Origin of the sequence: Novosphingobium sp. 18050 (assembly GCF_902706195.1) — a bacterium.
Classification (GTDB): Bacteria; Pseudomonadota; Alphaproteobacteria; order Sphingomonadales; family Sphingomonadaceae; genus Novosphingobium.
Map to the genome: position 1 here is coordinate 1 of NZ_CACSJO010000030.1, position 21328 is coordinate 21328.

The 21328-nt window shown below is 65.0% G+C and carries 29 protein-coding genes and 1 tRNA gene; 10 read left to right on the forward strand and 20 right to left on the reverse strand.

Translation table 11 applies throughout. The annotated features are described in order from the left end of the window. Positions 1-76: 76 nt before the first annotated feature. The gene (locus GVL61_RS20765) at positions 77-781 is read left to right on the forward strand and encodes an arylesterase (RefSeq protein ID WP_159982565.1); all 705 of its coding nucleotides are present in this window, start codon (positions 77-79) and stop codon (positions 779-781) included. 7 nt (positions 782-788) lie between these two features. Here GVL61_RS20765 and recF read toward each other — a convergent pair whose 3' ends face one another. Next, on the reverse strand, positions 789-1883 hold the full coding sequence (recF, locus tag GVL61_RS20770; RefSeq protein ID WP_159982607.1) for a DNA replication/repair protein RecF: 1095 nt from the start codon (positions 1881-1883) through the stop codon (positions 789-791). A 48-nt stretch (positions 1884-1931) separates the two neighbouring features. Continuing rightward, positions 1932-2684, reverse strand: a complete 753-nt coding sequence (locus GVL61_RS20775) for a queuosine precursor transporter (RefSeq protein WP_159982566.1) — start codon at positions 2682-2684, stop codon at positions 1932-1934. A 99-nt stretch (positions 2685-2783) separates the two neighbouring features. Here GVL61_RS20775 and GVL61_RS20780 point away from each other — a divergent pair. After that, a tRNA-Arg gene (locus tag GVL61_RS20780) sits at positions 2784-2860 on the forward strand. Positions 2861-3172: 312 nt separating this feature from the next. Here GVL61_RS20780 and GVL61_RS24840 read toward each other — a convergent pair. After that, a complete protein-coding gene (locus tag GVL61_RS24840) occupies positions 3173-3343 on the reverse strand; it encodes a hypothetical protein (protein WP_200844901.1) in 171 nt (56 codons plus the stop codon). 294 nt (positions 3344-3637) lie between these two features. Here GVL61_RS24840 and GVL61_RS20785 point away from each other — a divergent pair, with 294 nt between their 5' ends. The 4 genes from GVL61_RS20785 to GVL61_RS20800 all read left to right on the forward strand — a co-directional run bounded on the left by GVL61_RS20785 (position 3638) and on the right by GVL61_RS20800 (position 7514). Next, the gene (locus GVL61_RS20785; protein WP_235037822.1) at positions 3638-4945 is read left to right on the forward strand and encodes a sugar MFS transporter; all 1308 of its coding nucleotides are present in this window, start codon (positions 3638-3640) and stop codon (positions 4943-4945) included. Positions 4946-5005: 60 nt separating this feature from the next. Beyond that, positions 5006-5320: a PilZ domain-containing protein gene (locus tag GVL61_RS20790; RefSeq protein ID WP_159982567.1), complete on the forward strand. Its 315-nt coding sequence runs from the start codon at positions 5006-5008 to the stop codon at positions 5318-5320. A gap of 100 nt (positions 5321-5420) precedes the next feature. Continuing rightward, a complete protein-coding gene (locus GVL61_RS20795; protein WP_200844900.1) occupies positions 5421-6110 on the forward strand; it encodes a hypothetical protein in 690 nt (229 codons plus the stop codon). A 150-nt stretch (positions 6111-6260) separates the two neighbouring features. Beyond that, entirely contained in the window at positions 6261-7514 is a 1254-nt protein-coding gene (locus tag GVL61_RS20800; RefSeq protein ID WP_159982568.1) for an MFS transporter, read from the forward strand. A 49-nt stretch (positions 7515-7563) separates the two neighbouring features. Here the strand turns inward: GVL61_RS20800 and GVL61_RS20805 are convergent, their stop codons facing one another. The 9 genes from GVL61_RS20805 to GVL61_RS20845 form a co-directional block, all read right to left on the reverse strand. Next, positions 7564-8355: an NUDIX domain-containing protein gene (locus tag GVL61_RS20805; protein WP_159982569.1), complete on the reverse strand. Its 792-nt coding sequence runs from the start codon at positions 8353-8355 to the stop codon at positions 7564-7566. A 405-nt stretch (positions 8356-8760) separates the two neighbouring features. Continuing rightward, the gene (grxD, locus tag GVL61_RS20810) at positions 8761-9090 is read right to left on the reverse strand and encodes a Grx4 family monothiol glutaredoxin (protein WP_059152438.1); all 330 of its coding nucleotides are present in this window, start codon (positions 9088-9090) and stop codon (positions 8761-8763) included. Positions 9091-9120: 30 nt separating this feature from the next. After that, complete coding sequence (locus GVL61_RS20815) at positions 9121-9354, reverse strand: BolA family protein (protein WP_159982570.1); 234 nt, start codon at positions 9352-9354, stop codon at positions 9121-9123. Between the two features lie 11 nt (positions 9355-9365). Further along, positions 9366-9683, reverse strand: a complete 318-nt coding sequence (locus tag GVL61_RS20820) for a DUF1476 domain-containing protein (protein ID WP_043972070.1) — start codon at positions 9681-9683, stop codon at positions 9366-9368. Positions 9684-9898: 215 nt separating this feature from the next. Continuing rightward, complete coding sequence (gene leuD, locus GVL61_RS20825; protein ID WP_159982571.1) at positions 9899-10501, reverse strand: 3-isopropylmalate dehydratase small subunit; 603 nt, start codon at positions 10499-10501, stop codon at positions 9899-9901. A 1-nt stretch (position 10502) separates the two neighbouring features. Continuing rightward, entirely contained in the window at positions 10503-10685 is a 183-nt protein-coding gene (locus tag GVL61_RS20830) for a hypothetical protein (RefSeq protein ID WP_159982572.1), read from the reverse strand. Between the two features lie 13 nt (positions 10686-10698). Then, complete coding sequence (gene leuC / locus GVL61_RS20835; RefSeq protein WP_159982573.1) at positions 10699-12138, reverse strand: 3-isopropylmalate dehydratase large subunit; 1440 nt, start codon at positions 12136-12138, stop codon at positions 10699-10701. 211 nt (positions 12139-12349) lie between these two features. Then, a complete protein-coding gene (locus GVL61_RS20840) occupies positions 12350-12610 on the reverse strand; it encodes a hypothetical protein (protein WP_159982574.1) in 261 nt (86 codons plus the stop codon). Between the two features lie 146 nt (positions 12611-12756). Further along, positions 12757-13128, reverse strand: a complete 372-nt coding sequence (locus tag GVL61_RS20845; RefSeq protein WP_159982575.1) for a hypothetical protein — start codon at positions 13126-13128, stop codon at positions 12757-12759. Between the two features lie 170 nt (positions 13129-13298). Between GVL61_RS20845 and GVL61_RS20850 the strand changes: the two genes are divergently transcribed. Beyond that, a complete protein-coding gene (locus tag GVL61_RS20850; RefSeq protein ID WP_159982576.1) occupies positions 13299-13814 on the forward strand; it encodes a sterol desaturase family protein in 516 nt (171 codons plus the stop codon). 6 nt (positions 13815-13820) lie between these two features. On the opposite strand, the gene GVL61_RS20855 is transcribed toward GVL61_RS20850, so the two are convergent. Together GVL61_RS20855 and GVL61_RS20860 are read right to left on the reverse strand one after the other, a co-directional pair. Further along, positions 13821-14180 (reverse strand): YbaN family protein, encoded by a 360-nt coding sequence (locus GVL61_RS20855; protein WP_159982577.1) that lies wholly within the window; start codon positions 14178-14180, stop codon positions 13821-13823. Beyond that, complete coding sequence (locus tag GVL61_RS20860; RefSeq protein WP_159982578.1) at positions 14173-14577, reverse strand: SufE family protein; 405 nt, start codon at positions 14575-14577, stop codon at positions 14173-14175. Before GVL61_RS20860 ends, GVL61_RS20855 begins: the two co-directional genes overlap by 8 nt. Positions 14578-14670: 93 nt before the next feature. Between GVL61_RS20860 and GVL61_RS20865 the strand changes: the two genes are divergently transcribed. Beyond that, positions 14671-16728 carry an NAD(+) synthase gene (locus GVL61_RS20865; RefSeq protein WP_159982579.1) on the forward strand — a complete coding sequence of 686 codons (2058 nt, stop codon included), beginning with the start codon at positions 14671-14673 and terminating at the stop codon, positions 16726-16728. Between the two features lie 409 nt (positions 16729-17137). Here the strand turns inward: GVL61_RS20865 and GVL61_RS20870 are convergent, their stop codons facing one another. Genes GVL61_RS20870 through GVL61_RS20895 form a run of 6 tightly spaced genes read right to left on the reverse strand, consistent with a single transcriptional unit; the run spans position 17138 to position 19484 of the window. Next, positions 17138-17386: a hypothetical protein gene (locus GVL61_RS20870; RefSeq protein ID WP_159982580.1), complete on the reverse strand. Its 249-nt coding sequence runs from the start codon at positions 17384-17386 to the stop codon at positions 17138-17140. Continuing rightward, a complete protein-coding gene (locus tag GVL61_RS20875; RefSeq protein WP_159982581.1) occupies positions 17383-17676 on the reverse strand; it encodes a hypothetical protein in 294 nt (97 codons plus the stop codon). The genes GVL61_RS20870 and GVL61_RS20875 overlap by 4 nt, the downstream gene beginning before the upstream one ends. Continuing rightward, positions 17673-17954: a hypothetical protein gene (locus tag GVL61_RS20880; RefSeq protein WP_159982582.1), complete on the reverse strand. Its 282-nt coding sequence runs from the start codon at positions 17952-17954 to the stop codon at positions 17673-17675. Before GVL61_RS20880 ends, GVL61_RS20875 begins: the two co-directional genes overlap by 4 nt. 33 nt (positions 17955-17987) lie before the next feature. Next, positions 17988-18386, reverse strand: a complete 399-nt coding sequence (locus GVL61_RS20885; RefSeq protein ID WP_159982583.1) for a PspC domain-containing protein — start codon at positions 18384-18386, stop codon at positions 17988-17990. Positions 18387-18414: 28 nt separating this feature from the next. Next, a complete protein-coding gene (gene pspA / locus GVL61_RS20890) occupies positions 18415-19278 on the reverse strand; it encodes a phage shock protein PspA (protein ID WP_159982584.1) in 864 nt (287 codons plus the stop codon). Then, positions 19275-19484 (reverse strand): hypothetical protein, encoded by a 210-nt coding sequence (locus GVL61_RS20895; RefSeq protein WP_159982585.1) that lies wholly within the window; start codon positions 19482-19484, stop codon positions 19275-19277. Before GVL61_RS20895 ends, pspA begins: the two co-directional genes overlap by 4 nt. A 182-nt stretch (positions 19485-19666) precedes the next feature. Between GVL61_RS20895 and pspF the strand changes: the two genes are divergently transcribed. Both pspF and GVL61_RS20905 read left to right on the forward strand, forming a co-directional pair. Next, positions 19667-20686 carry a phage shock protein operon transcriptional activator gene (gene pspF / locus GVL61_RS20900; RefSeq protein WP_159982586.1) on the forward strand — a complete coding sequence of 340 codons (1020 nt, stop codon included), beginning with the start codon at positions 19667-19669 and terminating at the stop codon, positions 20684-20686. Positions 20687-20770: 84 nt separating this feature from the next. Next, complete coding sequence (locus GVL61_RS20905) at positions 20771-21214, forward strand: hypothetical protein (protein WP_159982587.1); 444 nt, start codon at positions 20771-20773, stop codon at positions 21212-21214. Positions 21215-21328: the final 114 nt, after the last annotated feature.

Consider the following 21328-nt stretch of genomic DNA (forward strand, 5'->3'; position numbering starts at 1 on the left):
GGGCAGGGCTTGTCACGATCCCCATATGGGATAGCACCATGCGGTCCGACAAGTCGGGCCCCAAAAGGAGTTTGCCTTGCGCTTCGTTTCCCTTGCTCTCTTTGCCGTTTCAACCCTTGCCCTGACGGCCTGCGACAAGGCCCCGGCGCCTGCCCCGACCGCCAGCGAGAGCGCATTGGATGCGCCGCCGCAGATTCCGGTCATGGGGCCGGAGCGCTCGATCCTGGCTTTCGGCGATTCGCTGCTGGCGGGCTACGGTCTGGAAGACGGCGAAAGCTACCCAGACCGCATGGAACAGGCTCTGCGCGCGCGCGGCGTGAATGCGAAGATCGCCAATGCCGGCGTGTCCGGTGATACCACGGCAGCGGGCTTGCAGCGTCTCGATTTCACGCTGAAAAGCCAGCCGGTGAAGCCGGAGCTGGTCATCATCAGCCTGGGCGGCAACGACATGTTGCGTTCGCTTCCTCCGGCGCAGACGCGCTCGAACATGGAGGCGATCCTCAAGCGGCTGAAGGAGGAGAAGATCCCGATCGTGCTGCTGGGGATGCTGGCGGCGCCGAACCTGGGGCGTGACTACGCGCAGGGCTTCAACCCGATCTATCCGCAGCTGGCCGAGAAATACGGCGCCGTGCTGGTGCCGTTCTTCCTCCAGCCGGTGATTGACAAGCCGGACCTCCTTCAGGGCGACCACGTGCATCCCACGGCGATCGGTATCGACGCAATTGTCGCCGCGACAGTGGATGATGTGAAGGATGCGCTGCCGAAGAAGGCGGGAACTTGAGGGAAGTTTAGCTCACCCGCCGAACCGCACCGCCGCTGACTTCCCACACGGCGGCTTCCTCGGCGATGGCTTCGAACGGCGCGATTTCGGTGCCGGTCAGCCAGACTTGCGCGCTGCCCGCGCGCAGGCGTTCGAACAAGGCCTCGCGGCGCAGCGGATCGAGATGGGCCGCCACTTCGTCCAGCAGCAGGAGGCGGGGGCGGGCCTCGCCATAGCCTTCCAGCAGCTGCGAATGCGCTAGGACGATGGCGATGAGCATCGCCTTCTGCTCGCCGGTGGAGCAATCGGCTGCCGGCTGGCCCTTGCCTGCCATGGTCACGCCCAGTTCGTCACGGTGCGGGCCGGTGAGGGTGCGCTGCGCCGCGCGTTCGCGGGGGCGCCCTTCGCGCAGCGCCGCTGCCAGCGCTTCGGCATCCAGAGGGCCGCCGGGCTGATAGGCCAGCGCGGGGCGCGCAAAAGGCGCCTCGGGTAGGGCGACCAGCGCCTCGTCCAGCCGGGCGACGAGGTCCGCGCGCGCGGCGGCGACCAGCGCGCCGGCCTCGGCGATCTGCACTTCGATGGCGTCTAGCCAGCGCGGATCGGGCGCGCGCTCGTCGGAAAGCAGGCGATTGCGTTCGCGGAGTGCCGTTTCCAGCCGCACGGTATTTCCGGCATGGCCGGGGGCGAGGGCGAGCACCAGCCGGTCGAGGAAGCGCCGCCGTGCGCCCGCACCTTCTACGAAAAGCCGGTCCATCGCCGGAGTCAGCCAGCCGATCGACAGCCACTCTGCCAGGCTCAGCGCCGAGCCTTGCGCGCCGTTGACCTGTACCAGCCGCCGTCCGGGCCGCTCCGCCGCGATGCCGGTGCCCAGCCGCACGGGGTCGCCGCCCGCTGCAGCCAATTCGGCGCTCACCGCGAAGCCGCCGTCGCCCGCCTGTCCCGGCATGTCGGCCAATTGCGCACGGCGCAGGCCCCGGCCGGGCGCCAGCAGGCTGATCGCTTCCAGCACGTTGGTCTTGCCCGCGCCGTTCTCACCCACCAGCAGGTTGAACTGCGCCGTGCCTTCCACCGCGGTCTCGCGGTGGTTGCGGAAACGGGACAGGAGAATGCGGTCGAGGCTCATCGCGTGGCTGACTAGCCGCACTTCACCATCAATGCGAGCGGCGAAGGATCAAACCGACCGGGTCTTGGCGAAAGGCGAGAAATCCACGTTCTCGTCGAACACCTCGACGCCTTCGCGCGACTTGAGCCAGCCAACGGCGGCATATGTCACCGGCGTCAGCACCGCTTCCCAGGCGACCTTCATCGTCCAGTTGGTGACCATGACGGTCATAACCTGCGTGGTGGTCCAGGTGCCCAGGAAGGCGATGGGGTAGAACAGCGCGCTGTCGATCGCCTGGCCGAACACGGTCGAACCGATGGTGCGGGTCCACAAGTGCTTGCCGCCGGTCATCAGCTTCATCTTGGCGAGGACGAAGGAATTGACAAACTCACCCGCCCAGAACGCGGTAACCGAGGCGAGCACGATGCGCCAGGTGGAGCCGAACACTGCCTCATAGGCGGATTGTCCGTCCCAGCCATCGGCGGGCGGCATGGCGACGACGAAGAAGCTCATGAAAGCCATGAACACCAGTGCGAAGAAGCCCGCCCATACGCAGCGACGCGCGTTGGCGTAACCGTATACTTCGGTCAGCACATCGCCGATGACGTAGCTGACGGGGAAGAACAGGATGCCCGCGCCGAAGGTCACGCCGCCCAGCGAAGCCAGTTTGGACGCGCCGATCAGGTTGGAAAGCAGCAGGATCGCCACGAAGGCGACCATCACATAGTCGAAATAGCGAAAGTGCCGCCGGGCTCCTGCACTGCCGTCGATTCGGGAGAGGTGGGGCGAAGGGGTGCGAAGTTCGTCCGGGCTGGCGTTCATGGCCTGTGCGTAACCTGCCTTTTCGGCGGCGCAAAGCACAAGTTTGGGTCAGTGTCCCGGTTTGCCAAGCCGCGCTTCCGCGCTATGGGGAACTCGCGCGCGCCCGTAGCTCAGCTGGATAGAGCACGAGCCTTCTAAGCTTGGGGTCACAGGTTCGAACCCTGTCGGGCGCGCCAATTTTCTGTGGGAATGCCGGGTCTGGGCTAAACGATGGTTCGAACTGTGTTCGAACAGGCTTGCCACTTTTTGCAGCATCAAGCGCCGGCGCGGATATTCGTCCGCTGCGCTATCCCTGGGTGAGCGCGGAGGGCGTTCGGCCTTGCGAACCCTGTCAGGTTCGCAGTCAGCTCAATACCTGGGAAGCGTTTTTTGGGGTGGTTCGAATTTGCTTCGAACGGCGGGGCGTTTTGTCCCGCAATTCGGCGCATAGGCGCCGAAAGTCGCAGGACCCGGTCCGGCCTTGGGCGCGGACCGGGTCCCGACGAAGATTACATTGCTTCCGAAGCAGCCTCGGTCGGCGCGTCGGTGGCATCGCCAACCACTACGTCGTCCGAAGCGCCGGTGGCGGTTTCGGTTGCCGTGGGAGCCGGGGTGCCGTTGCAAGCCGAGAGAGCCAGAGCAGCAGCAGTGGCAAGCGCGGCGAGAGCAATCTTCTTCATAGGTATTCCTTTGCGATGTCTGGTGCACAAGCCGCCGCTATCGAGCAGGCCTGCGCTGGTGCCCATTTGCTGGACTTGGCGCGCGAGTGCAATGCACTTTGCTGCATTGCATTAAAACTCCTTGGTTTCTGCACAGATGTCGCAAGGTTTGCCGGAAAGGTCGCCTTGGTGCTTCGGCGCGAACTTTCGGGGCTGCAATCGCTTGCTCTGCGCAGCAAAAGTGCGCAAAGACGCGGGTCTTGCCATGCCGTTTCTGCAGGTTCGGCCTTTCGGGAGAAAACGGCAATGGCCGTGATGATGGATACCGGTAGCAAAGCCCCGTCGGAATTTGGCGACGAAGTCCCCGGCGGCTATGTGGACGCGCCGGAGCTGCGGTACTTCGTGATGGCGCTGTTCTTTATCTTCGGTGGCATCACAAGCCTCAACGACGTGATCATTCCCAAGCTCAAGGAGCTGTTCACGCTGAGCTACACCGAGGCGATGCTGGTGCAGTTCTGCTTCTTCACCGCCTATGCCGTGATCGGCATTCCCGGCGCGATGCTGGTGCGCAAGGTCGGCTACATGCGCGGCGCGGCTGTCGGCCTGGGCATCATGATCCTGGGCTGCCTGGCTTTCATCCCGGCGTCGGAGACGGCGACTTACTGGCTGTTCCTGGCTGCCTATTTCGTGTTGGCGGCGGGCGTGGTGATCGTGCAGGTCGTTGCCAACCCGCTGATCAGCCTGCTGGGCAAGCCCGAGACGACCAGCTCGCGCCTTACTTTCGCGCAGGCCTTCAACTCGCTGGGCACCACCATCTTCCCGATCGCCGGTTCGGTGCTGATCCTGGGCAGCCTCGCCACGGTTTCGGCCAAGGAACTGGCAGGCCCCGCGCTCGATGCCTATCGCAGCGCCGAGAGCCAGGCCATCGTGCACGGCTACCTCGGTATCGCGGTCGCCCTCGCGCTCGTCGCGGCGGCGGTGTGGATGTTCCGCAACCGCCTCCCGCGCGAGCAGCATGAAAACAGTGCAGGCAGCGGCGCCGGATTCGCCGGGCTTGACCTCCTGAAGCGCGCGCGCTTCGGGTACGGCGCGCTTTGCATCTTCCTTTACGTCGGGGCGGAAGTCTCGATCGGTTCGCTGGTCGTCAGCTATCTCATGCAGGACCATGTCATGGCGCTGCCCGAGCAGTCTGCCGGAAAGCTGATCGGTGTGTACTGGGGCGGCGCGATGATCGGCCGGTTCATCGGTTCGGCAGTCCTGCGGGTGCTGAACCCGGGCCTGGTGCTGGTGTTCAATACTTGCGCGGCGATCGCGCTGATCGCGGTTTCGGTGACCACCACCGGGCATGTTTCGGGCTATGCATTGCTGGCTGTGGGCCTGATGAACTCGATCATGTTCCCGACGATCTTCAGCCTTGCCTGCGAGAAGCTGGGCACGCGCGCTGCGGATGGCTCGGGCATCATCAACGTGGCGATCTGCGGCGGTGCGATCGTGCCGCTGGCGACCGGCGCGCTGGCCGACGCAACCGGCGGGAACCTGGGTATCGCGCTCGTCTTGCCGGCGCTTTGCTATGCGGTGATTGCAGGCTTCGGCATCTTTGCGCGCAAGCCTGCGGCAGCCTGAACTGAGGAATGTGCGGCGCGATTAAGCGATGTTAAACCGAATCGGTCTAGACGTCGCTTTATGACTCGCCGCATCCTTCCTCGACGTTCGCAGCGACGCTCCGTCGCTCTGGCCGTCCAGTGCCGCACCCAAAGCGGCCTGCGCGATGATGGCGAGATTTCCGACATCTCCACCGAAGGCTGCTGCCTGCGCATGCGCGGCCTCTATTTCCGGGTCGGCTCCCGCCTGATCATCCGTCCGAAGGGGCTGGAGGGAATGCCCGGCGTGGTGCGCTGGGTCAGCGCCGACCTTGCCGGCGTCGAATTCGACCGCCCGATCTACGGTCCGGTGCTGGACCATCTCGCCTCGGCGCATGCGGTTCCGCAGCAGGCCTGACGGCCCCGGCGGTGCGGCTTGGCGTGCGACGACGCTTCAACTTCACGTCAACCCGTTCTAATCCTTGACGGCCCAAGCCGCAGGTGATGGAACACGCCCCGTGAACGATAGTCCCCCCCAATCCGAAACCAGCGCTCAGGCCCGTGCCGAGGCGAAAGCCGATGTCCGCGCTGCCGAGGCTGCGGCGATCCGGCGCCGCTGGGTCACGCTGGGCGAAGCGCTGGCGGTGATTGCCGTCGTGATTTCCGGCCTGACCCTGTGGAACAACTGGAGCCAGAGAAGCGACAGCGAAGCGGTGAAGACGGCCGAAGCGCAGCAGGCCTCCACCCGTGCGGCGACTCTGGTGTTGATGGCGACGGGCTCCGGTGACCGGGAGTTGATCCTGAGGCCTTCCGCGGCCGAACAGTCCGTGCAGAGCCAGGAGGTATCCTTCCCCAGCGCGCTGGAAGTGCCTCCCGCGCACACCACCGGAGAGCCTCGGATAGAGGCGGCATGGTTCGAACGTGCGCTCAAGAAGGCCCGCGATACGGCCCGGTTGCCCGACGACAGCCGCGGCGACGAACGGCTGCCCGTGCTCATCATCACCCGTTTTCTGGTCGGTGGCGAGCCGCATGAGGATGTTGCGCTCTACGATGTCGGCTACAGCATTTCGGGCCGTTGGCTTGGCGGGCACAGCGTCACCCTTCGCGGTGTCTCGCTGGTATCGCGGGTGAAGCGCGCCAGCGGCCAGGCAAAGCTGGATGCCCGCTGGAACGCATTGCTTTCCGCGAAGGGTGCCGACCACAAGTGAGCAGGCGGTTGGCGAGGTGCAACGACGCCCCCGCGAATTCTCGTTCATATTCGGTGAAAGTTCTGGCCAAGCTCTGAAGGCGCCCCGCACACTCCCTGCGATACGACCGGCGCATACTGCCGGCACAGCACAAGCATCGGGAGAGAGCGCTTGGCACTACCCTCAGGCCCCGCAAGCGAGGCCCCCAATCATCCGCTTGCCGTCCGCATGGGCGTTATCGCGGGCGTATCGCATAACATGGTCATCGGAACGGTGATGGGCTCGTTCGGGCTCATGCTGGCTTCGGCCGAGCAGCGCCTGGGCATTAGCGGTGAGCAGGCGGCGGCGGGTATTCCGCTGGTGCTGGTCGGCTCTTCGGTGCTGGCGCCTTTCGTGGGCGTACTGATCGCCAAAGTTTCGCTACGCTTGCTGATGCTGATCGGTGCGCTGCTGACGGTGGCAGGGTATCTGACGCTGGCCTTTACCCAGAGCTACGCGCTCTACCTCATCGCCTATGGGTTGTTATTCGGCCCGGCGATGAGCCTGGCCGGATCGATTGGTCCGGCGACGCTGGTGACCCGCTGGTTCAACCGCAACCGGGGGCTGGCGCTGGGCATGGTCCACTTGCCGGTAGTCATCGCCGTGGTGCCATGGACGCTGGAGCGCGCGCTGTCGGTAACTTCGCCCTCGACCATCTACCTTGTCATCGGCCTGATCTGCGCTGTGCTGATGCTGCCGCTGGTATTGCTTGCCGTCGATCATCCGCCGGGCAACGCCGAAACCGTCGCCCCCGAACCCAGCGAGAAGCGCACTGCCGATGGCTCGCTGAGCATGGTGCAACTCCTCGCGCGTCCGCGCTTCTGGGCGCTTTCGCTGGCTGCGGTGGCCAGCATGACCAGTTCGGTGCTGCTCGGCTCGCTACTCGTGCCGATGGGCATGTCCTGGGGCTTCACCCGGCCCGAAGCGGCACTGTTGCAGTCGATCATGTCGCTGGTGGGAATTGCCGGTTCGATCCTGTTCGGCTGGGTCGCGGACCGGATCGGCGGCGGACGTGCATTGGCGCTGATCGGCTTCGACTGCGCGGTGCTTTGGGTGCTCCTGTTGCAACACCCGCCGTTCTGGCTGGCGGCGTTGATCATCGGCCTGATCGGCATGCACGGTGCGGGCGCGATCCCGACGCTGGGGCGCGGGTTGTCGGACGCGTTTGGGCAGGCCAGCTATAGCCGGGGCTTCGGCCTCGTCACGCTGGTCGGCCTGCCGTTCATCGCCTTTGCAGTAGTGGGATCGGCGCGGGTCTTCTCGGTGACCGGCAGCTACGACGGCGCGATTGCGGCGATCAGCGCCTTCTTCGCCGTTGCGATCGTGCTGGGCCTCTACGGTGCGAGCGGCGCAAAAGCGCAAGCCCCGGTGTCGGCGGTAGCGTGAAACGCCTGCAACCCGTCCCGCTCAGGTTGAGCGGGACGGGCAAGCCCGCTTAGCCTCGCCGCGCGGTCGCTTTGAGCTGACCAAGCACGGGGTAGCCGTGGCCTTCCGCAATGACGAGCCATTCGCCGTCTTCGCGTTCCTCGATGCCGGGGTGTATCCGGGCGACCGGATGCGCGGCGATATCGGCCAGCGCCTCGGCGTGGCTGGCGTATTGAGCCAGGCGCTCCAGGTTGCGACGGGTCGGGAAGATCACCGAGATGTCGCCGTTGTCGGCCATATCCAGCGCCTCTGCGGCGCTGGTCCAGAACAGGCGGGTGTTTTCGGTGGCATCGACAGTGATGTCGACGGCGCCGGTGCCAAGGTCGATCACGAAGAAGCGGGTGTCGAAGGCCTTGTCCCACAAGGGGCACCAGTGCGCGAAAAAGGTGAGGGCGGCCGGCTCGAGTTCCCAGCCGAAACGCGCCAGCACGGTGTCGAGGCGGCCGTCTTCCAGTAGCAGCGCGCGCGCCTGTGCTGCTTCCTGCGCGCCCACGGGCTGGCGGGTGGCGATCATCAGGCCAGTTTCCTCCAGCGTCTCGCGGATGGCGGCAATGCGGGCGGCGGCGATTTCCTCGGCCTCGTCCGGTAGTAGCCGTCGGGCAAGTTCACGGTCGGCCGGATCGACGCGGCCGCCGGGGAACACGGCAGCCCCGCCGGCAAAGCGCATTTCCTTCGCGCGCTGTACCATTAGCACGTCCGGCGCGCTGCCGGTGGCGGAGTGACGGAAGATCACGACGGTTGCGGCGGGGACAACGGCGGGACCGTCGGCAGCTATCGGCTGGTCGGAAGGAGCACTGGACATGCAAGGGATGTCGGCCGCGCGGCGCCCGGGGGCAAGGGGAAACTGCTTCGCCCCGGCGGGAACTAGTGTCGGAATGCTTTACAAAACGCCGTAAGGTCAGGTGGAGGTGTGGTATGAAAACGGCTAATTACGGCCGATTATTGAAACTGGCACGCCTTGTGCTTATATGAGCGTACCCCGAGAAGCAGTCTCGATAGAGGCGGGGCCGATCAGTCTCACGGCCCCGCCTCCCCGAGAAGTTCTCCTCCCCAAATCGCCGGAACGTCTCGCCGCAACAACGATGGCTTGTGATTTGCCGCGTGATCTGCTGCCCGCGCAGGTCAGGCCCGGACGCACGAAAGGCCCGGGCGTTTCCACCCGGGCCTTTGAATATTCGGCTATGCCGAGGGCCGAGGGCCGAGGGGCTCAGCCCTGCGCGGCGATCCCGGATTCGGTGATGAGCTGGTGCAGTTCGCCAGCCTCGTACATTTCCATCATGATGTCGCTACCGCCCACGAATTCGCCCTTGATGTAGAGCTGCGGGATCGTCGGCCACTCGGAAAAGCCCTTGATGCCCTGGCGGATTTCCATGTCCTGCAGCACATCCACGGTCTCGTAAGGGACTGCGAGGTGTTCGAGGATCGCGATCGCGCGGCTGGAGAAGCCGCACTGCGGGAACAGCGGCGTTCCCTTCATGAACAGGACGATGTCGTTGCTGTTTACGATTTCGCCGATGCGGGCGTTGACGTCGGACATTTCAATGGAACCCTTAGTATGTATGCGACGTCAGTTGGGGACGGCGGTGGTCAGTTGCAAGGCATGGAGCACGCCGCCCATGCGTCCGCCAAGCGCTTCGTAGACCAGTTTGTGCTGGGCCACGCGGGGCTTGCCGGCGAAGGCGGAGGACACGACATGCGCGGAATAGTGGTCGCCGTCGCCGGCAAGATCGGTGATCGTGACATCCGCATCCGGCAGCGCGGCGCGGATGAGGGTTTCGATTTCTTCGGAAGACATTGCCATCGTGTAATTCCTTAGCCCAGAAACGCGCGGCGGGCTTCGACCTGCTTGGCCTCAAGCGCAGCGCGGATTTCGCCTTCGCTGGTGTCGACCCCGGCGGCGGTGATGTCGCCCAGCAGCTTGCGGATCACGTCCTCGTCACCGGCTTCCTCGAAGTCGGCCTGGACGACAGCCTTGGCATAGGCGTCGGTTTCGGCGGGCGAGAGCTTCATGCGCTCGGCCGCCCATTCGCCGAGAAGGCGGTTGCGACGGGCCTGGATGCGGAACGCGGTATCCGCGTCGTGCGCGAATTTTGCTTCTTCGGCGCGCTCGCGATCCTGGAAACTGGTCATCGGACAACCTCGAATGATGGATATGCATCAGCCGATAGGGCCGGGAGGGTTCCGGTTCAATCCCGATTCGTGGCCGGGTGCCATTCCTGCGCGTTGCGAGGCAATGGCGGCGTAGCGGCGTCTGACGCTGAGGGAGGCGGTTTTCTGCCCCTCGCCACTCGCTTTGCGGCCGGTTCACCTCCCCATCGCCATGCGACGGGGAGGAACTGGCGTGGTCAGGCGGCGCTGGCCAGGGTCTTTGCAAGGAAAGGCAGGCTTTCGCGGGCCTTGTCCTCGTAGGTCGAGATCGCGGCGCCCTGGGCCATCGTCAGGCCCACCTCGTCGAGGCCGTTCAGCAGGCAGTGCTTGCGGAAAGCGTCGATTTCGAAGCTGAAGCGGTCCTGGAACGGGGTGGTGACGCTTTGCGTGTCGAGGTCGATGTCGATCGGATCGGTCTGCGCCACTTCCATCAGGCGGTCGATCGCCGCCTGCGGGAGAGCCACGGTCAGGATGCCGTTCTTGAACGCATTCCCCGAAAAGATGTCGGAGAAGCTCGGCGCGATCACGCAGGTGATGCCCATGTCGAGCAGCGCCCACGCGGCGTGTTCGCGGCTGGAGCCGCAGCCGAAGTTGTCGCCCGCGATCAGGATCGGGGCGCCCGCGTTTACGGGGTCGGTGAAGACATTGCCTTCTTCCTTCTTCACCGCCTCGAACGCGCCCTGGCCCAGGCCGTCACGGGTGACGGTCTTGAGCCAGTGGGCGGGGATGATGACGTCGGTGTCGACGTTCTTGCGGCCGAACGGAATCGCCTTGCCGGCGACGTGGTTGATCGCCTTCATGTCAGTCCGTTTCGTTCGGGAAGTGCGGCGCGGTGCCGGTGGCGCCGGGTTTGGAATCACCCTTCTTGCGGTCGTTCCGGCGCTTCACGAAAAGGAGGGCCGCGGCGATCGCGGCCGAACCGATGGCGGCGCCGGCGGCAAGGGCGGCGCGACCGGCCAGCGAATTGTCGTTGTTGTCGGACATGGTGGCTTTCCTGTCAGTTCGCTGGTGCGAGATCGCGCACGTCGGTCAGCTTGCCGGTGACGGCAGCGGCTGCGGCCATCGCGGGGCTCATCAGGTGGGTGCGTGCACCCGGACCCTGACGGCCGGTGAAATTGCGGTTGCTGGTCGAGGCGCAGCGCTCGCCCGCCGGAACCTTGTCCGGGTTCATGGCGAGGCAGGCCGAGCAGCCCGGTTCGCGCCATTCGAGGCCGGCGTCGATGATGATCTTGTCCAGACCTTCCGCTTCGGCCTGCTCCTTGACCAAGCCCGAGCCGGGGACGACGATCGCCCACTTGACGCCTGCCGCCTTATGGCGACCCTTGAGTACTTCGGCCGCCGCGCGGATGTCCTCGATGCGGCTGTTGGTGCAGCTGCCGATGAAGACGTTCTGCACTTCCACCTCGGTCAGCTTGGTGCCGGGCGTAAGGCCCATGTATTCCAGGCTGTGCTTCACCGCGTCGCGCTTGGAGGCGTCGGCGAAGTCCTCGGGCGCAGGGACAACGCCGCCGATGGCCGACGTGTCCTCGGGGCTGGTGCCCCAGGTTATGGTGGGCTGGATATCCTCGGCGCGGATGTGGACCGACTTGTCGAAGGTCGCGCCCTTGTCGGTCGCCAGGCTCTTCCACCAGGCAAGCGCTTTGTCCCAGTCCGCGCCGGTCGGCGCGTAGGGGCGGCCCTCGACATAGGCGAAGGTGGTCGCATCGGGCGCGACGAGGCCGGCGCGGGCACCGCCCTCGATCGCCATGTTGCACACGGTGAGGCGGCCCTCGACGGTCATTTCCTCGAAGACGTTGCCGCAGAATTCGATGACGTGGCCGGTGCCGCCGGCGGTGCCGATCACACCGATCACGTGCAGGACGACGTCCTTGGGAGTGACGCCCGCGCCCAGCTTGCCTTCGACGCGAACTTCCATCGACTTCGACTGCTTGAGCAGGAGGGTCTGCGTGGCGAGTACATGCTCGACCTCGCTGGTGCCGATGCCAAACGCCAGCGCACCCAGCCCGCCGTGGCTGGCGGTGTGGCTGTCGCCGCAGACGATGGTTGCGCCGGGGAGCGAGAAGCCCTGCTCGGGCCCGACGACGTGGACGATGCCCTGCTCACGGTCGGCATCGCCGATGTAACGGATGCCGAAAGCGGGGGCGTTCTTTTCCAGCATGTCGAGCTGCTGCGCGCTCTGCGCATCGGCGATGGGCACACGCCCGCCGCTGGCATCGCGCCGCGCGGTGGTGGGCAGGTTGTGATCGGGAACCGCGAGCGTAAGATCGGGACGGCGCACCGGACGGCCGGCAACGCGAAGGCTTTCGAAAGCCTGCGGGCTCGTCACTTCGTGAACGAGGTGCCGGTCGATGTAGATGAGGCAGGTGCCGTCGTCGCGTGTGTCGACAACGTGGGCGTCCCAGATCTTCTGGTAGAGGGTGCGCGGAGTGTTTGTCATGATAAGGCGCGATTAAGCCCGGACCCTTCGAAATTCAAGAGGTAGGACGATTCGTTTGGCGGGTTTCGCGAAACTTTCGTTCAAGGTGCGGCACTTTTGCGATTTATCGTTGCCTTGGGGTGTCACTCTATCCGGCTGGCGAAACGCGCCCGGACCTGTCGGTCGGGCGCGTTCCTCTCGTTGTCTGCGATCCGGCGGGCGGCCGGTTCGATCAGCGGTGGTGTCGATCGTGAACCGAGGCGCGGTGGTGCGCGACATGGTGCTGCGGGGCGCGATGGACCGCGCGGTGCTTTACATGGCGCGGCGGTGCGTGGCGGACGTGATGCACCGGCTTGTGGTGACGGGCGCGCTGGTCATGGTGACCGCGCTGGTCGTAGTGGCGCGGCGCGGCCTCGGCGATCGAGGGGGTGAGTGCGGCGACGCCGAGCAGGGCGGCGAGGGCCGGGGCGATGATCTTGGTCAGCTTGCGCATGGGTGAATTTCCTGTGTGGGGTGTGCCTCCCCCTCTGCGGGGGTCGGCGTATGTTACTGGGATGAACCGCTGCCGGGCCGGATGCATGCCGGGCATTCGACACGTTCAGCTCATGGTTTAGAGGCTGAACGTGTCGGCGCGGGGCGTCAGCCGCGGCGGCCGTCGTAGTCGCGGCGCTCCATGTGGAGGGCGCCGTAGACCTTGTTGATCCGGTTCCCGAGGGTACGGGTCTCCTGGGCGCTCAGTCCGCCGCGGGCGTAGCTGGTGTAGAGGCGCTGGACCTCGGCGGCATCGCGGCGCAGGCCGGTCGCTTCGCGCTGCGAGATCGTGCGGCGTGCTGCGGCGCGGTCGATGTGGGCGCGCAGGCCGGAGATGTCGGCGCGGATGTTGGCGTTGCGGTTCGGAGTATAGCGAGCCGCTTCGTGACGCGGTGCGGCTTCGGCGATGGTCGGCGCGATGGCCGACATGCCGAGCACGGCGACGAGGGCGGGAGCGATGAGCTTGGTGAACTTGCGCATGAGTGGCACTCCTTCTTGAAACCTTGAAGCGGAGGAGGTGGATGACCTCGCTTCCGATGCATTCAGGTTTAGGACCACGAAGCTGAACGCAAGTGATATGACCCGTCGCAAAAAGTCTGCGATTGTAAGAGAGTGTCGCAAGCGCCGACGAGGCTGCTATAAGGAGCGGCATGTCCCTTGCCGCCGTGATCCTGACCGTCCTTGCTTCCGTCGCCGCGATGGAGTTCGTCGCATGGTCGAGCCACAAGTATGTCATGCATGGGTTCGGCTGGGCCTGGCACCGCGACCATCACGAACCCCACGGCAACCTGCTGGAGAAGAACGATCTGTTCGCCCTGTTCGGCGCGGCTATCAGCATCGGCATGTTCGCGCTGGGCTCGCCGCTGGTAATGGGCGCGGCTTCGTGGGAGCCGGGGACGTGGATCGGGCTGGGCGTCCTGATTTACGGTGTCATCTATACGCTGGTTCACGACGGGCTGGTGCACCAGCGTTACTTCAGGTGGGTGCCCAAGCGCGGCTACGCCAAGCGGCTGGTCCAGGCGCACAGGCTGCACCACGCGACGATCGGCAAGGAAGGCGGGGTCAGCTTCGGCTTCGTGGTTGCCCGCGATCCGGGAGTGCTCAAGCGCGAACTGCGCGAGCAGCGGGCCAAGGGCATCGCGGTGCTGCGCGAGGCGGTGGATTAAGACGGACTACTCAGCCCGCGTCCAGATCCACATCCCGATCGTCGCCAGCACGGCCACCGGGATCAGCGTCCACCAGCCCCCGGCGGTGAACCATACCACGACCACGCTCAGGCTCATCGTGAGGATCGCGGCGATCTTGCCCTTGCGGCTTATGGCCTTGCGGTCACGCCATTCGCGCAGGTGGTGGCCGTATTTGGGGTGTTGGTAGAGCCGCTCCGCCCATTCCGGGTGGCTTTTTGAAAAGCACGCGGCGGCGAGGATATAGAAGATCGTCGTAGGCAGGAGGGGCACGAAGATACCGAGCGTTCCGATCCCCACCAGGATCACCCCGCCGATAATCCAGAGTGCGCGCCGGGCCTTATGCATAGCGCGCGGCGGTCTCCCGGATCAGCGCGATCATATTGGGTATGCCCTGGGTACGGTTGGAGGACAGCTGGTTCTTCAGGTCGAAGGGGCTGAGCGCCTCGGCAATGTCGGTCGCGGCCACGTCGGCGGCGGGGCGGTCCTGCACGGCGGCGATCACCAGCGCGACGATGCCCTTGGTGATCCCGGCGTTGCTGTCTGCCAGAAAGTGCAGGGTGCCGTCTTCGCGGGCGGCGGGATAGACCCAGACGCTGGCCGAGCAACCGCGCACCTTGGTGGCGTCGGTCTTGAGGGCATCGGGCATATCGTCCAGTTCGCGCCCCAGTTCGATGAGGAGGCGATAGCGTTCGTCGCCATCGAGGAATTCATACTCTTCGCGGATATCTTCGAGGCTGCGCATGGCTTTGGCATTTAAGGCCGGCGGCTCCGAGGGCAAGGGGAACATTGTAAGGCGATGTTGCAAGGGGTGGGGGTTCCTGTCAGGGAAATGCCCATGACCGCAGATCGCAGCCACCCCTTTTACGCGATGCACGAGCACGGCTTCGTGCGCGTCGCTACCTCAACCCCGCGCGTGCGCACGGCGGACGTTGCGTTCAACCGCGATGCGGTGCTGGCCGAGGCGCGGCGGGCGCACGATGCCCATGTCGACCTGCTGGTCTTCCCGGAGCTGTGCCTGTCCTCCTACGCGATCGACGACCTGCACCTGCAGTCCGCGATGATCGAGGCTGTCGAGGCAGCCATCGCCGATGTGGTCAAGGCCAGCGCCGAGCTTTCGCCGGTGCTGCTGGTCGGCGCCGCGCTGATGCGCAAGGGGCGGCTGTATAACTGCGCGCTGGCCATCGCCGGAGGGCGGCTGCTGGGCGCGGTGCCCAAATCGTACCTGCCCAATTACCGCGAGTTCTATGAAAAGCGCTGGTTCGCCAGCGGCAAGGCGATTCGCGGCAGCACCATCACTGTGAACGGGCAGGAAGTGCCGTTCGGCGTCGACCTCGTTTTCGCCAGCCAGGTTCTGCCGAACTTCCGTTTCTTCGCCGAGATCTGCGAGGATTTCTGGGCGCCTACGCCGCCGTCGTCGCTTGGCGCGATGGCCGGGGCGACGATCCTGTGCAACCTGTCGGCCTCCAACATCGTGATCGGCAAATCGGACGAGCGCCACATGCTCTGCCGCGCGCAATCGGCGCGCGCGATGGCGGCTTACGTCTACTGCGCCGCCGGGCATGGCGAGAGCACCACCGACCTGGCATGGGACGGGCAGGGCGTAATCTACGAGCTGGGCGACCTGCTGGCCGAATCGGAGCGGTTCTCGCTCGATCCACAGCTGTGCGTGGCCGATGTCGACTGCGACCGCATCGTCATGGACCGGGTGCGGGCACCCACGTTCAATGACGCCGCTGAAGTTGCCGGGCTGCCGGAGGAAACCTTCCGCACCGTCCCGTTCCGCCATGCCCCGGCGGGCGGCGATATCGGGCTGACACGCCCCGTCGGCCGCTTCCCTTTCGTGCCGGACCGCGCCGACAAGCTGGATGCGGACTGCTACGAGGCGTTCAACATCCAGGTCGATGGCCTCATGCGGCGTATCGAATCGACCGGCGCGAAATCGTTGGTGATCGGCATTTCGGGCGGGCTCGATTCGACCCATGCGCTGATCGTTGCTGCCCGCGCCTGCGACCGGCTGGGTCTGCCGCGAACGACGATCCGGGGCTATACCATGCCCGGTTTCGGCACCAGCGACGGCACCAAGTCCAACGCCTGGAAGCTGATGAACGCGGTGGGCATCACGGCGGAGGAAATCGACATCCGCCCCGCCGCCACAACGATGCTGAACGATATCGGCCACGATTTCGCGGACGGCAAGCCGGTCTACGACGTGACCTTCGAGAACGTCCAGGCGGGCCTGCGCACCGATTACCTGTTCCGCCTTGCCAGCCAGCATTCCGGCTTCGTGGTCGGCACCGGCGACCTTTCGGAACTGGCGCTGGGCTGGTGCACTTACGGCGTCGGCGATCATATGAGCCACTACGCCGTCAACGCCGGCGTGCCCAAGACGCTGATCCAGTACCTGATCGGCTGGTGCGCGCGCGGCGACCGGTTCAGCGCCTCGACCGAGGAAATCCTGCTGGCGATCCTGGCCACGGAAATCTCGCCCGAACTCGTCCCCGCCGGGGCGGACGGCGCGATCCAGAGCACCGAGGCGAAGATCGGGCCTTACGAGTTGAACGACTTCTTCCTGCACCATGTGATGCGCTTCGGGCAGAAGCCGTCGAAGGTGGCTTTCCTCGCCTGGCATGCCTGGCGCGAGGCCGGGGTGGGCGTGTGGCCCGCCGGTTTCCCGGAAGCCAAGAAGAACGAATACGATCTGGCGACGATCCGCTCGTGGCTGGAGAAATTCCTGCGCCGCTTTTTCGCCTTCAGCCAGTTCAAGCGTTCCGCGATTCCCAATGGACCGAAGGTATCCTCGGGCGGCGCGCTGTCTCCGCGCGGAGACTGGCGCGCCCCGTCGGATGCGAGCGCGGCGGTGTGGTTGGCGGAACTGGACGCAAGGGTGCCGTAACGCCGGTCAGGCACGGTTTTGCACCCGCCGGCGAGCGCGGGATAACGCCAGGGAAATTCAGCGGACGGGCTGCGGCCGGCGCTGGGTTTGGTCGCCAGCATCAGGCGACTAGTGCTGGACCCTGCCTTTTGATCGCGAACGGCTGGTAAGGGGCGTGACCTCGTGTGACTTCCAGCTCGACCCTGCGGTGCATGGGGGTGAGGGGGCGGGTTCGCACTCTTGCCCTCTTCCCTGAGGGCACACCCTCAAGTTCATCCACGCATCCATGAATTGCGGCTTGTCCGGTCCGCACCGGACGCCGACCGCTTCGGGAGCATGGAGTGTCAGCTACACACCCCCGACCCGTCACGCCGCAGCATATAACCTATATGGTTATAAATGTCAAGATCGGGGATCGGGGGGGCCCCCGTTAGCGCAGCTTTTCGATTTCACGCGCCAGGTCGTTGCCGCGCTTGTCGTCAGTGGCGATGCGTTCGAGGACGATGATGCGCTTGCGCATTTCCTCGACTTCGCGCTCCAGTTCATGCTCGCGCGCGGTATGGTCGTAGCCTTCGGCGCGGGGCCCTCGCTTGTCGCCCAGCGCCTGATAGCGCTGCGCTTTGAGCCAGGTGACGCACCCGATCGCGAAAAGCACGACAACGGCAGTCCAGAAACTCATTGCGTGGTCACCTCAAGTCCGCTCTCGCCGCGCAGCGCCTCGATCTGAAAGGCGATGTCACGGCCGCTGCCGCCATCCGTAATGATCCTTTCGAGCACGCGCACGCGATTTTCGATGTCGCTGTTATGCGCCGCATATTGCGCGGCCTTTTCGGCGGTGGCGCCCACGGTTATCTCCAGCTTGCGTTCGAGAAAGGCGAGGCGGCGCTTGTAGGCGCCCGCAAGGATCGCGAACATCACGATCATGGCGGTGAGGACGGCGCACAGGCCCATGAAGTCGCCCGGGCTCATTGCTTGGTCTGCCCCGATGTGCGCCCGGTTTCGACCGCCCGCTGGTCACGCAAAGCCTCGATCTGCAGGGCGGTGTCGTAACCGCCGTCGGTGATGATCCGTTCCAGCACGCGCACGCGTTCTTCCAGTTCGCGAGAGTGCGAGGCGTATTGCGCGGCCTTCTCGGCGGTGGCCTCGATCTGCAACTCGGCGAGTTTGCGCTGGTGCTTGGTCCAGATCGCGAAGCCGCCCATGATGAACGGAGCGAGCGGTATCAGCACCCAGATTGCGTCTTCCATCGAATGAGTCCCCTGTTGCCCGGAAAAAGGCGCTTAGCGCAGGCTGTCGATCTCGGCCGCGAGGCGCGAGTTGCTGCTGGAATAGTGCGCTTCCATATCGGCGACCCGGCGGTCCATGTCGGACAGGTCGGTGCGCAGGCGGCTGGAAGGCGCCGAACCGTTCAGATTCAGGCCCTTGCGGGCGCGGCGGCGTTCCATGCGGCGCAGCAGGCGCATTTCTTCCTCTTCGCTGTAAAGCCCCATCGGCCGCTTTTCGGCTACCAGGGCGACCACGATATAGACCGCAATGACGAGCGGGAACCCGAACAGCAGAAGCAGTACGGCTCCCAGCCGCACCCACAGGCTGTCCACGCCGGTGTAATCGGCGATGCCCGAGCATACGCCGGCGATCTTGGCATTCGACTTGTCGAGATAGAACTGTCCGCGTGACACTGGTTTTTCCTTTCCCTGTAGGCCGGCGTTACTGTTCGGTCGAAGTCTTGTCGGCCGAAGTATGGGCGGCGCTCTGGTTCTGGCCCATGGCGCGCTTCATCTCGGCCAGTTCGGCGTCGATCGTATCGCCATCGGCAAGCGCGGCGATTTCTTCGGCAAGGCTGGGCTGGCGATGGTCGGAGAGGCTCATCGCCTCGGCGCGGCCTTCCGCATAGTCCACCCGGCGTTCCAGCTGGTCGAACCGGGCCATGGCTTCGTCCACGCGCTCACTCGACAGCAAGGTGCGCAGTTTGACGCGATTCTCGGCGCTCTGCAAGCGGGCCGCGATGGAGGACTGGCGGCTGCGGGCTTCACGCAGGCGGGTCTGCAGCTTTTCGATGTCCAGCTCGTAAGCGCGCAGCGCATCGTCGAGCACCAGCGTCTCGGCGGACAGCTGCTCGGCCATGTCGGCGGCCTTCTTGCGCTCCATCAGCGCGGCGCGGGCGAGGTCCTCGCGGTCCTTGGACAGCGCGAGCTGCGCCTTGTCGGCCCAGTCTGCCTGCAGCTTGTCGAGCTTGCCGACGTGGCGGCGAAGTTCCTTCTGGTCCGCGATCGTGCGGGCGCTGCTGGTGCGCACCTCGACCAGCGTCTCCTCCATTTCCAGAATGATGAGACGGATCATCTTCGCCGGATCTTCGGCCTTGTCGAGCAGGTCGTTGAAGTTGGCGGCGACGATGTCGCGGGTGCGGGAGAAGATGCCCATGGCGGTGGTTCCTCGGATGAAAGTCGGGCGGCGGCCCATAGTGGCATGGTCGCCGGTATGTTCGAAAGCGTCGAAGCGGCGGGCTTGGTTCGAGCCGCCGCCCTCGCGCGGATTCTGGAGAATTTCGATCTCCGCGTCGAGCCTGCTCATGCGAGCGGGGCTCCGCAGGCATGGGTCTTCACCGGAGAGGCATAAGCCTTGGTGCCGAACTGGTCGGCCATGACGTAGAGGTTGAACGCGCCCATCGCCAGGAGGCTGGCGATGATCGCCCAGTCCAGCCGGGTGCGGGCCAAAGTCGAACGCACCGGCGCGGGACGGACCTGCTGGGGCGCGGTGCTGGCGGTTTGCGATGACATGGCGGCGTTTCCTCATGAACCTGAATTTGTCTTGCCAGGCGTCTGCTCCGGCATTGCAAAACCTATCGCAATGACCGTGCCAAACTGCACAGACCGCATAAATCTGCGCTTTTTCCCGAATGTCGCGGAGCTGCGACGAAAATGAATTGCCAATGAATGGGAAATTTCGCTAATTATTGGGAATGGAGCGCGAAGCCCAATTCATCGGCCAGTCCACTGCCTTCCTCGACGCGGTGGAGCGGGCCAGCCGCGCCGCCGCTGTGCGGCGCCCCGTCCTCGTCATCGGTGAGCGCGGGACCGGCAAGGAGCTGATCGCCCAGCGCCTGCACCACCTCAGTCCCCGCTGGGGCGAACCGCTCGTCACCCTCAACTGCGCGGCGCTGCCCGAGACCCTGATCGAGGCCGAACTGTTCGGGCACGAGGCCGGGGCGTTCACCGGCGCCACCCGCGCGCGGGCAGGGCGCTTCGAGGAGGCGGACCGGGGCACACTGTTTCTCGACGAACTGGGCAATCTGTCGATGGCGGCGCAGGAGCGCCTGCTGCGCGCGATCGAGTACGGCGAAGTCGTGCGCATCGGCTCGTCGCGGCCGATGACGGTGGACGTGCGCATCGTCGCCGCCACCAACGCCAACCTGCCGCGCATGGCCCGCGAAGGCACCTTCCGCGCCGACCTGCTCGACCGCCTCAGCTTCGAGGTCATCACCCTACCCCCGCTGCGTGCCCGCGAAGGCGACGTCTACGAACTCGCCGACTACTACGGCCGCCGCATGGCGAGCGAGCTGGAATGGGACCGCTGGCCGGGCTTTTCGGCAGAGGCGATGGCGGCGCTGGAGGGGCACGATTGGCCTGGCAACGTGCGCGAACTGCGCAACGTGGTAGAGCGCGCGGTCTACCGTTGGGGTGACGAGAATGGCCCTGTTGGTGAGGTGGTGTTCGATCCGTTCGTCAGCGCGTGGGCGATGCAGGGTGTGGTTGGGCAGGGGGCGGTTGAAGTGTTGGCGCCGCCTGCTCCCGAGCCGGAGCCGCCAGTCCAGCCAGCGTCGCTACGCGATGCGGTGGACGCGCACGAGCGGGGCCTGCTGATGGATGCGCTCGAACGCCTGCGCTGGAACCAGCGCAAGGTCGCTGGCGCACTGGGGCTTACGTATGATCAACTTAGGCACTGTCTGAAAAAGCATGGATTGCATCAAGGGCGGGGCTGAGTTCGTTGCGCTGCTGGTCCGTGAAATTAAATCTCAGGCATCGGCCCGTGAATTTAGCTGTTTTTTCACTCGCTCGCGTCACCCATGCTTGCCATGATATTGAAACGATCCCGAGGCTGGCGGGCCTTTGCTGTTCTGGTGTTGATACTCGTCCTGCCGTCGGAATTTGGTGGCTTGTTCAAACATCCGAAGGCCTTTGATGCTCTGCGCTATGGCGTCGATACGCTCGCTGCGGTCGGTTTGACGGGCTATGCATTTGCGCGGCCGATGGGTCCGCAAGCCTTCTGGCGATTTTTTGCTCCCGTGTTCATCCTGTTTTCGACAGTCGTTTTCATGAGCGGGCTGCCTCGTATCCTGATGATATTGCAGGCAGCGTCCTATGCCCCCATGTTCTTGGCTGCCTTGGGTTCAATGCTGGCGATGATGTTTTCCCTGATTTGGTTCATTTCCGTTGGCCTCATGCGCCATGTCGGCTGGATAGCTGACCGTGCCTGCAAGTCGGTCGATTTGGCGAAGACCTTCAATTAGGGGGATCGGTCGGCGAACGGCTGTCGAGGTCGTCGACTTGCTTGCATGCCCTAACTGCCCCTTGCGTTTTTTCAGAATCGCGCCTATCTGCGCCTCATCCCGTCATTGGTGAAA

Coding starts and splice junctions, on each gene's coding strand:
- recF (WP_159982607.1), bottom strand. CDS start 1,883: ATGAGCCTCGACCGCATTCTCCTGTCCCGTTTCCGCAACCACCGCGAG.
- GVL61_RS20775 (WP_159982566.1), bottom strand. CDS start 2,684: ATGAACGCCAGCCCGGACGAACTTCGCACCCCTTCGCCCCACCTCTCC.
- GVL61_RS24840 (WP_200844901.1), bottom strand. CDS start 3,343: ATGAAGAAGATTGCTCTCGCCGCGCTTGCCACTGCTGCTGCTCTGGCT.
- GVL61_RS20785 (WP_235037822.1), top strand. CDS start 3,638: ATGATGGATACCGGTAGCAAAGCCCCGTCGGAATTTGGCGACGAAGTC.
- GVL61_RS20790 (WP_159982567.1), top strand. CDS start 5,006: ATGACTCGCCGCATCCTTCCTCGACGTTCGCAGCGACGCTCCGTCGCT.
- GVL61_RS20805 (WP_159982569.1), bottom strand. CDS start 8,355: ATGTCCAGTGCTCCTTCCGACCAGCCGATAGCTGCCGACGGTCCCGCC.
- grxD (WP_059152438.1), bottom strand. CDS start 9,090: ATGTCCGACGTCAACGCCCGCATCGGCGAAATCGTAAACAGCAACGAC.
- GVL61_RS20815 (WP_159982570.1), bottom strand. CDS start 9,354: ATGGCAATGTCTTCCGAAGAAATCGAAACCCTCATCCGCGCCGCGCTG.
- GVL61_RS20820 (WP_043972070.1), bottom strand. CDS start 9,683: ATGACCAGTTTCCAGGATCGCGAGCGCGCCGAAGAAGCAAAATTCGCG.
- leuD (WP_159982571.1), bottom strand. CDS start 10,501: ATGAAGGCGATCAACCACGTCGCCGGCAAGGCGATTCCGTTCGGCCGC.
- GVL61_RS20830 (WP_159982572.1), bottom strand. CDS start 10,685: ATGTCCGACAACAACGACAATTCGCTGGCCGGTCGCGCCGCCCTTGCC.
- leuC (WP_159982573.1), bottom strand. CDS start 12,138: ATGACAAACACTCCGCGCACCCTCTACCAGAAGATCTGGGACGCCCAC.
- GVL61_RS20840 (WP_159982574.1), bottom strand. CDS start 12,610: ATGCGCAAGCTGACCAAGATCATCGCCCCGGCCCTCGCCGCCCTGCTC.
- GVL61_RS20845 (WP_159982575.1), bottom strand. CDS start 13,128: ATGCGCAAGTTCACCAAGCTCATCGCTCCCGCCCTCGTCGCCGTGCTC.
- GVL61_RS20850 (WP_159982576.1), top strand. CDS start 13,299: ATGTCCCTTGCCGCCGTGATCCTGACCGTCCTTGCTTCCGTCGCCGCG.
- GVL61_RS20855 (WP_159982577.1), bottom strand. CDS start 14,180: ATGCATAAGGCCCGGCGCGCACTCTGGATTATCGGCGGGGTGATCCTG.
- GVL61_RS20860 (WP_159982578.1), bottom strand. CDS start 14,577: ATGCGCAGCCTCGAAGATATCCGCGAAGAGTATGAATTCCTCGATGGC.
- GVL61_RS20865 (WP_159982579.1), top strand. CDS start 14,671: ATGACCGCAGATCGCAGCCACCCCTTTTACGCGATGCACGAGCACGGC.
- GVL61_RS20870 (WP_159982580.1), bottom strand. CDS start 17,386: ATGAGTTTCTGGACTGCCGTTGTCGTGCTTTTCGCGATCGGGTGCGTC.
- GVL61_RS20875 (WP_159982581.1), bottom strand. CDS start 17,676: ATGAGCCCGGGCGACTTCATGGGCCTGTGCGCCGTCCTCACCGCCATG.
- GVL61_RS20880 (WP_159982582.1), bottom strand. CDS start 17,954: ATGGAAGACGCAATCTGGGTGCTGATACCGCTCGCTCCGTTCATCATG.
- pspA (WP_159982584.1), bottom strand. CDS start 19,278: ATGAGCAGGCTCGACGCGGAGATCGAAATTCTCCAGAATCCGCGCGAG.
- GVL61_RS20895 (WP_159982585.1), bottom strand. CDS start 19,484: ATGTCATCGCAAACCGCCAGCACCGCGCCCCAGCAGGTCCGTCCCGCG.
- pspF (WP_159982586.1), top strand. CDS start 19,667: ATGGAGCGCGAAGCCCAATTCATCGGCCAGTCCACTGCCTTCCTCGAC.
- GVL61_RS20905 (WP_159982587.1), top strand. CDS start 20,771: ATGCTTGCCATGATATTGAAACGATCCCGAGGCTGGCGGGCCTTTGCT.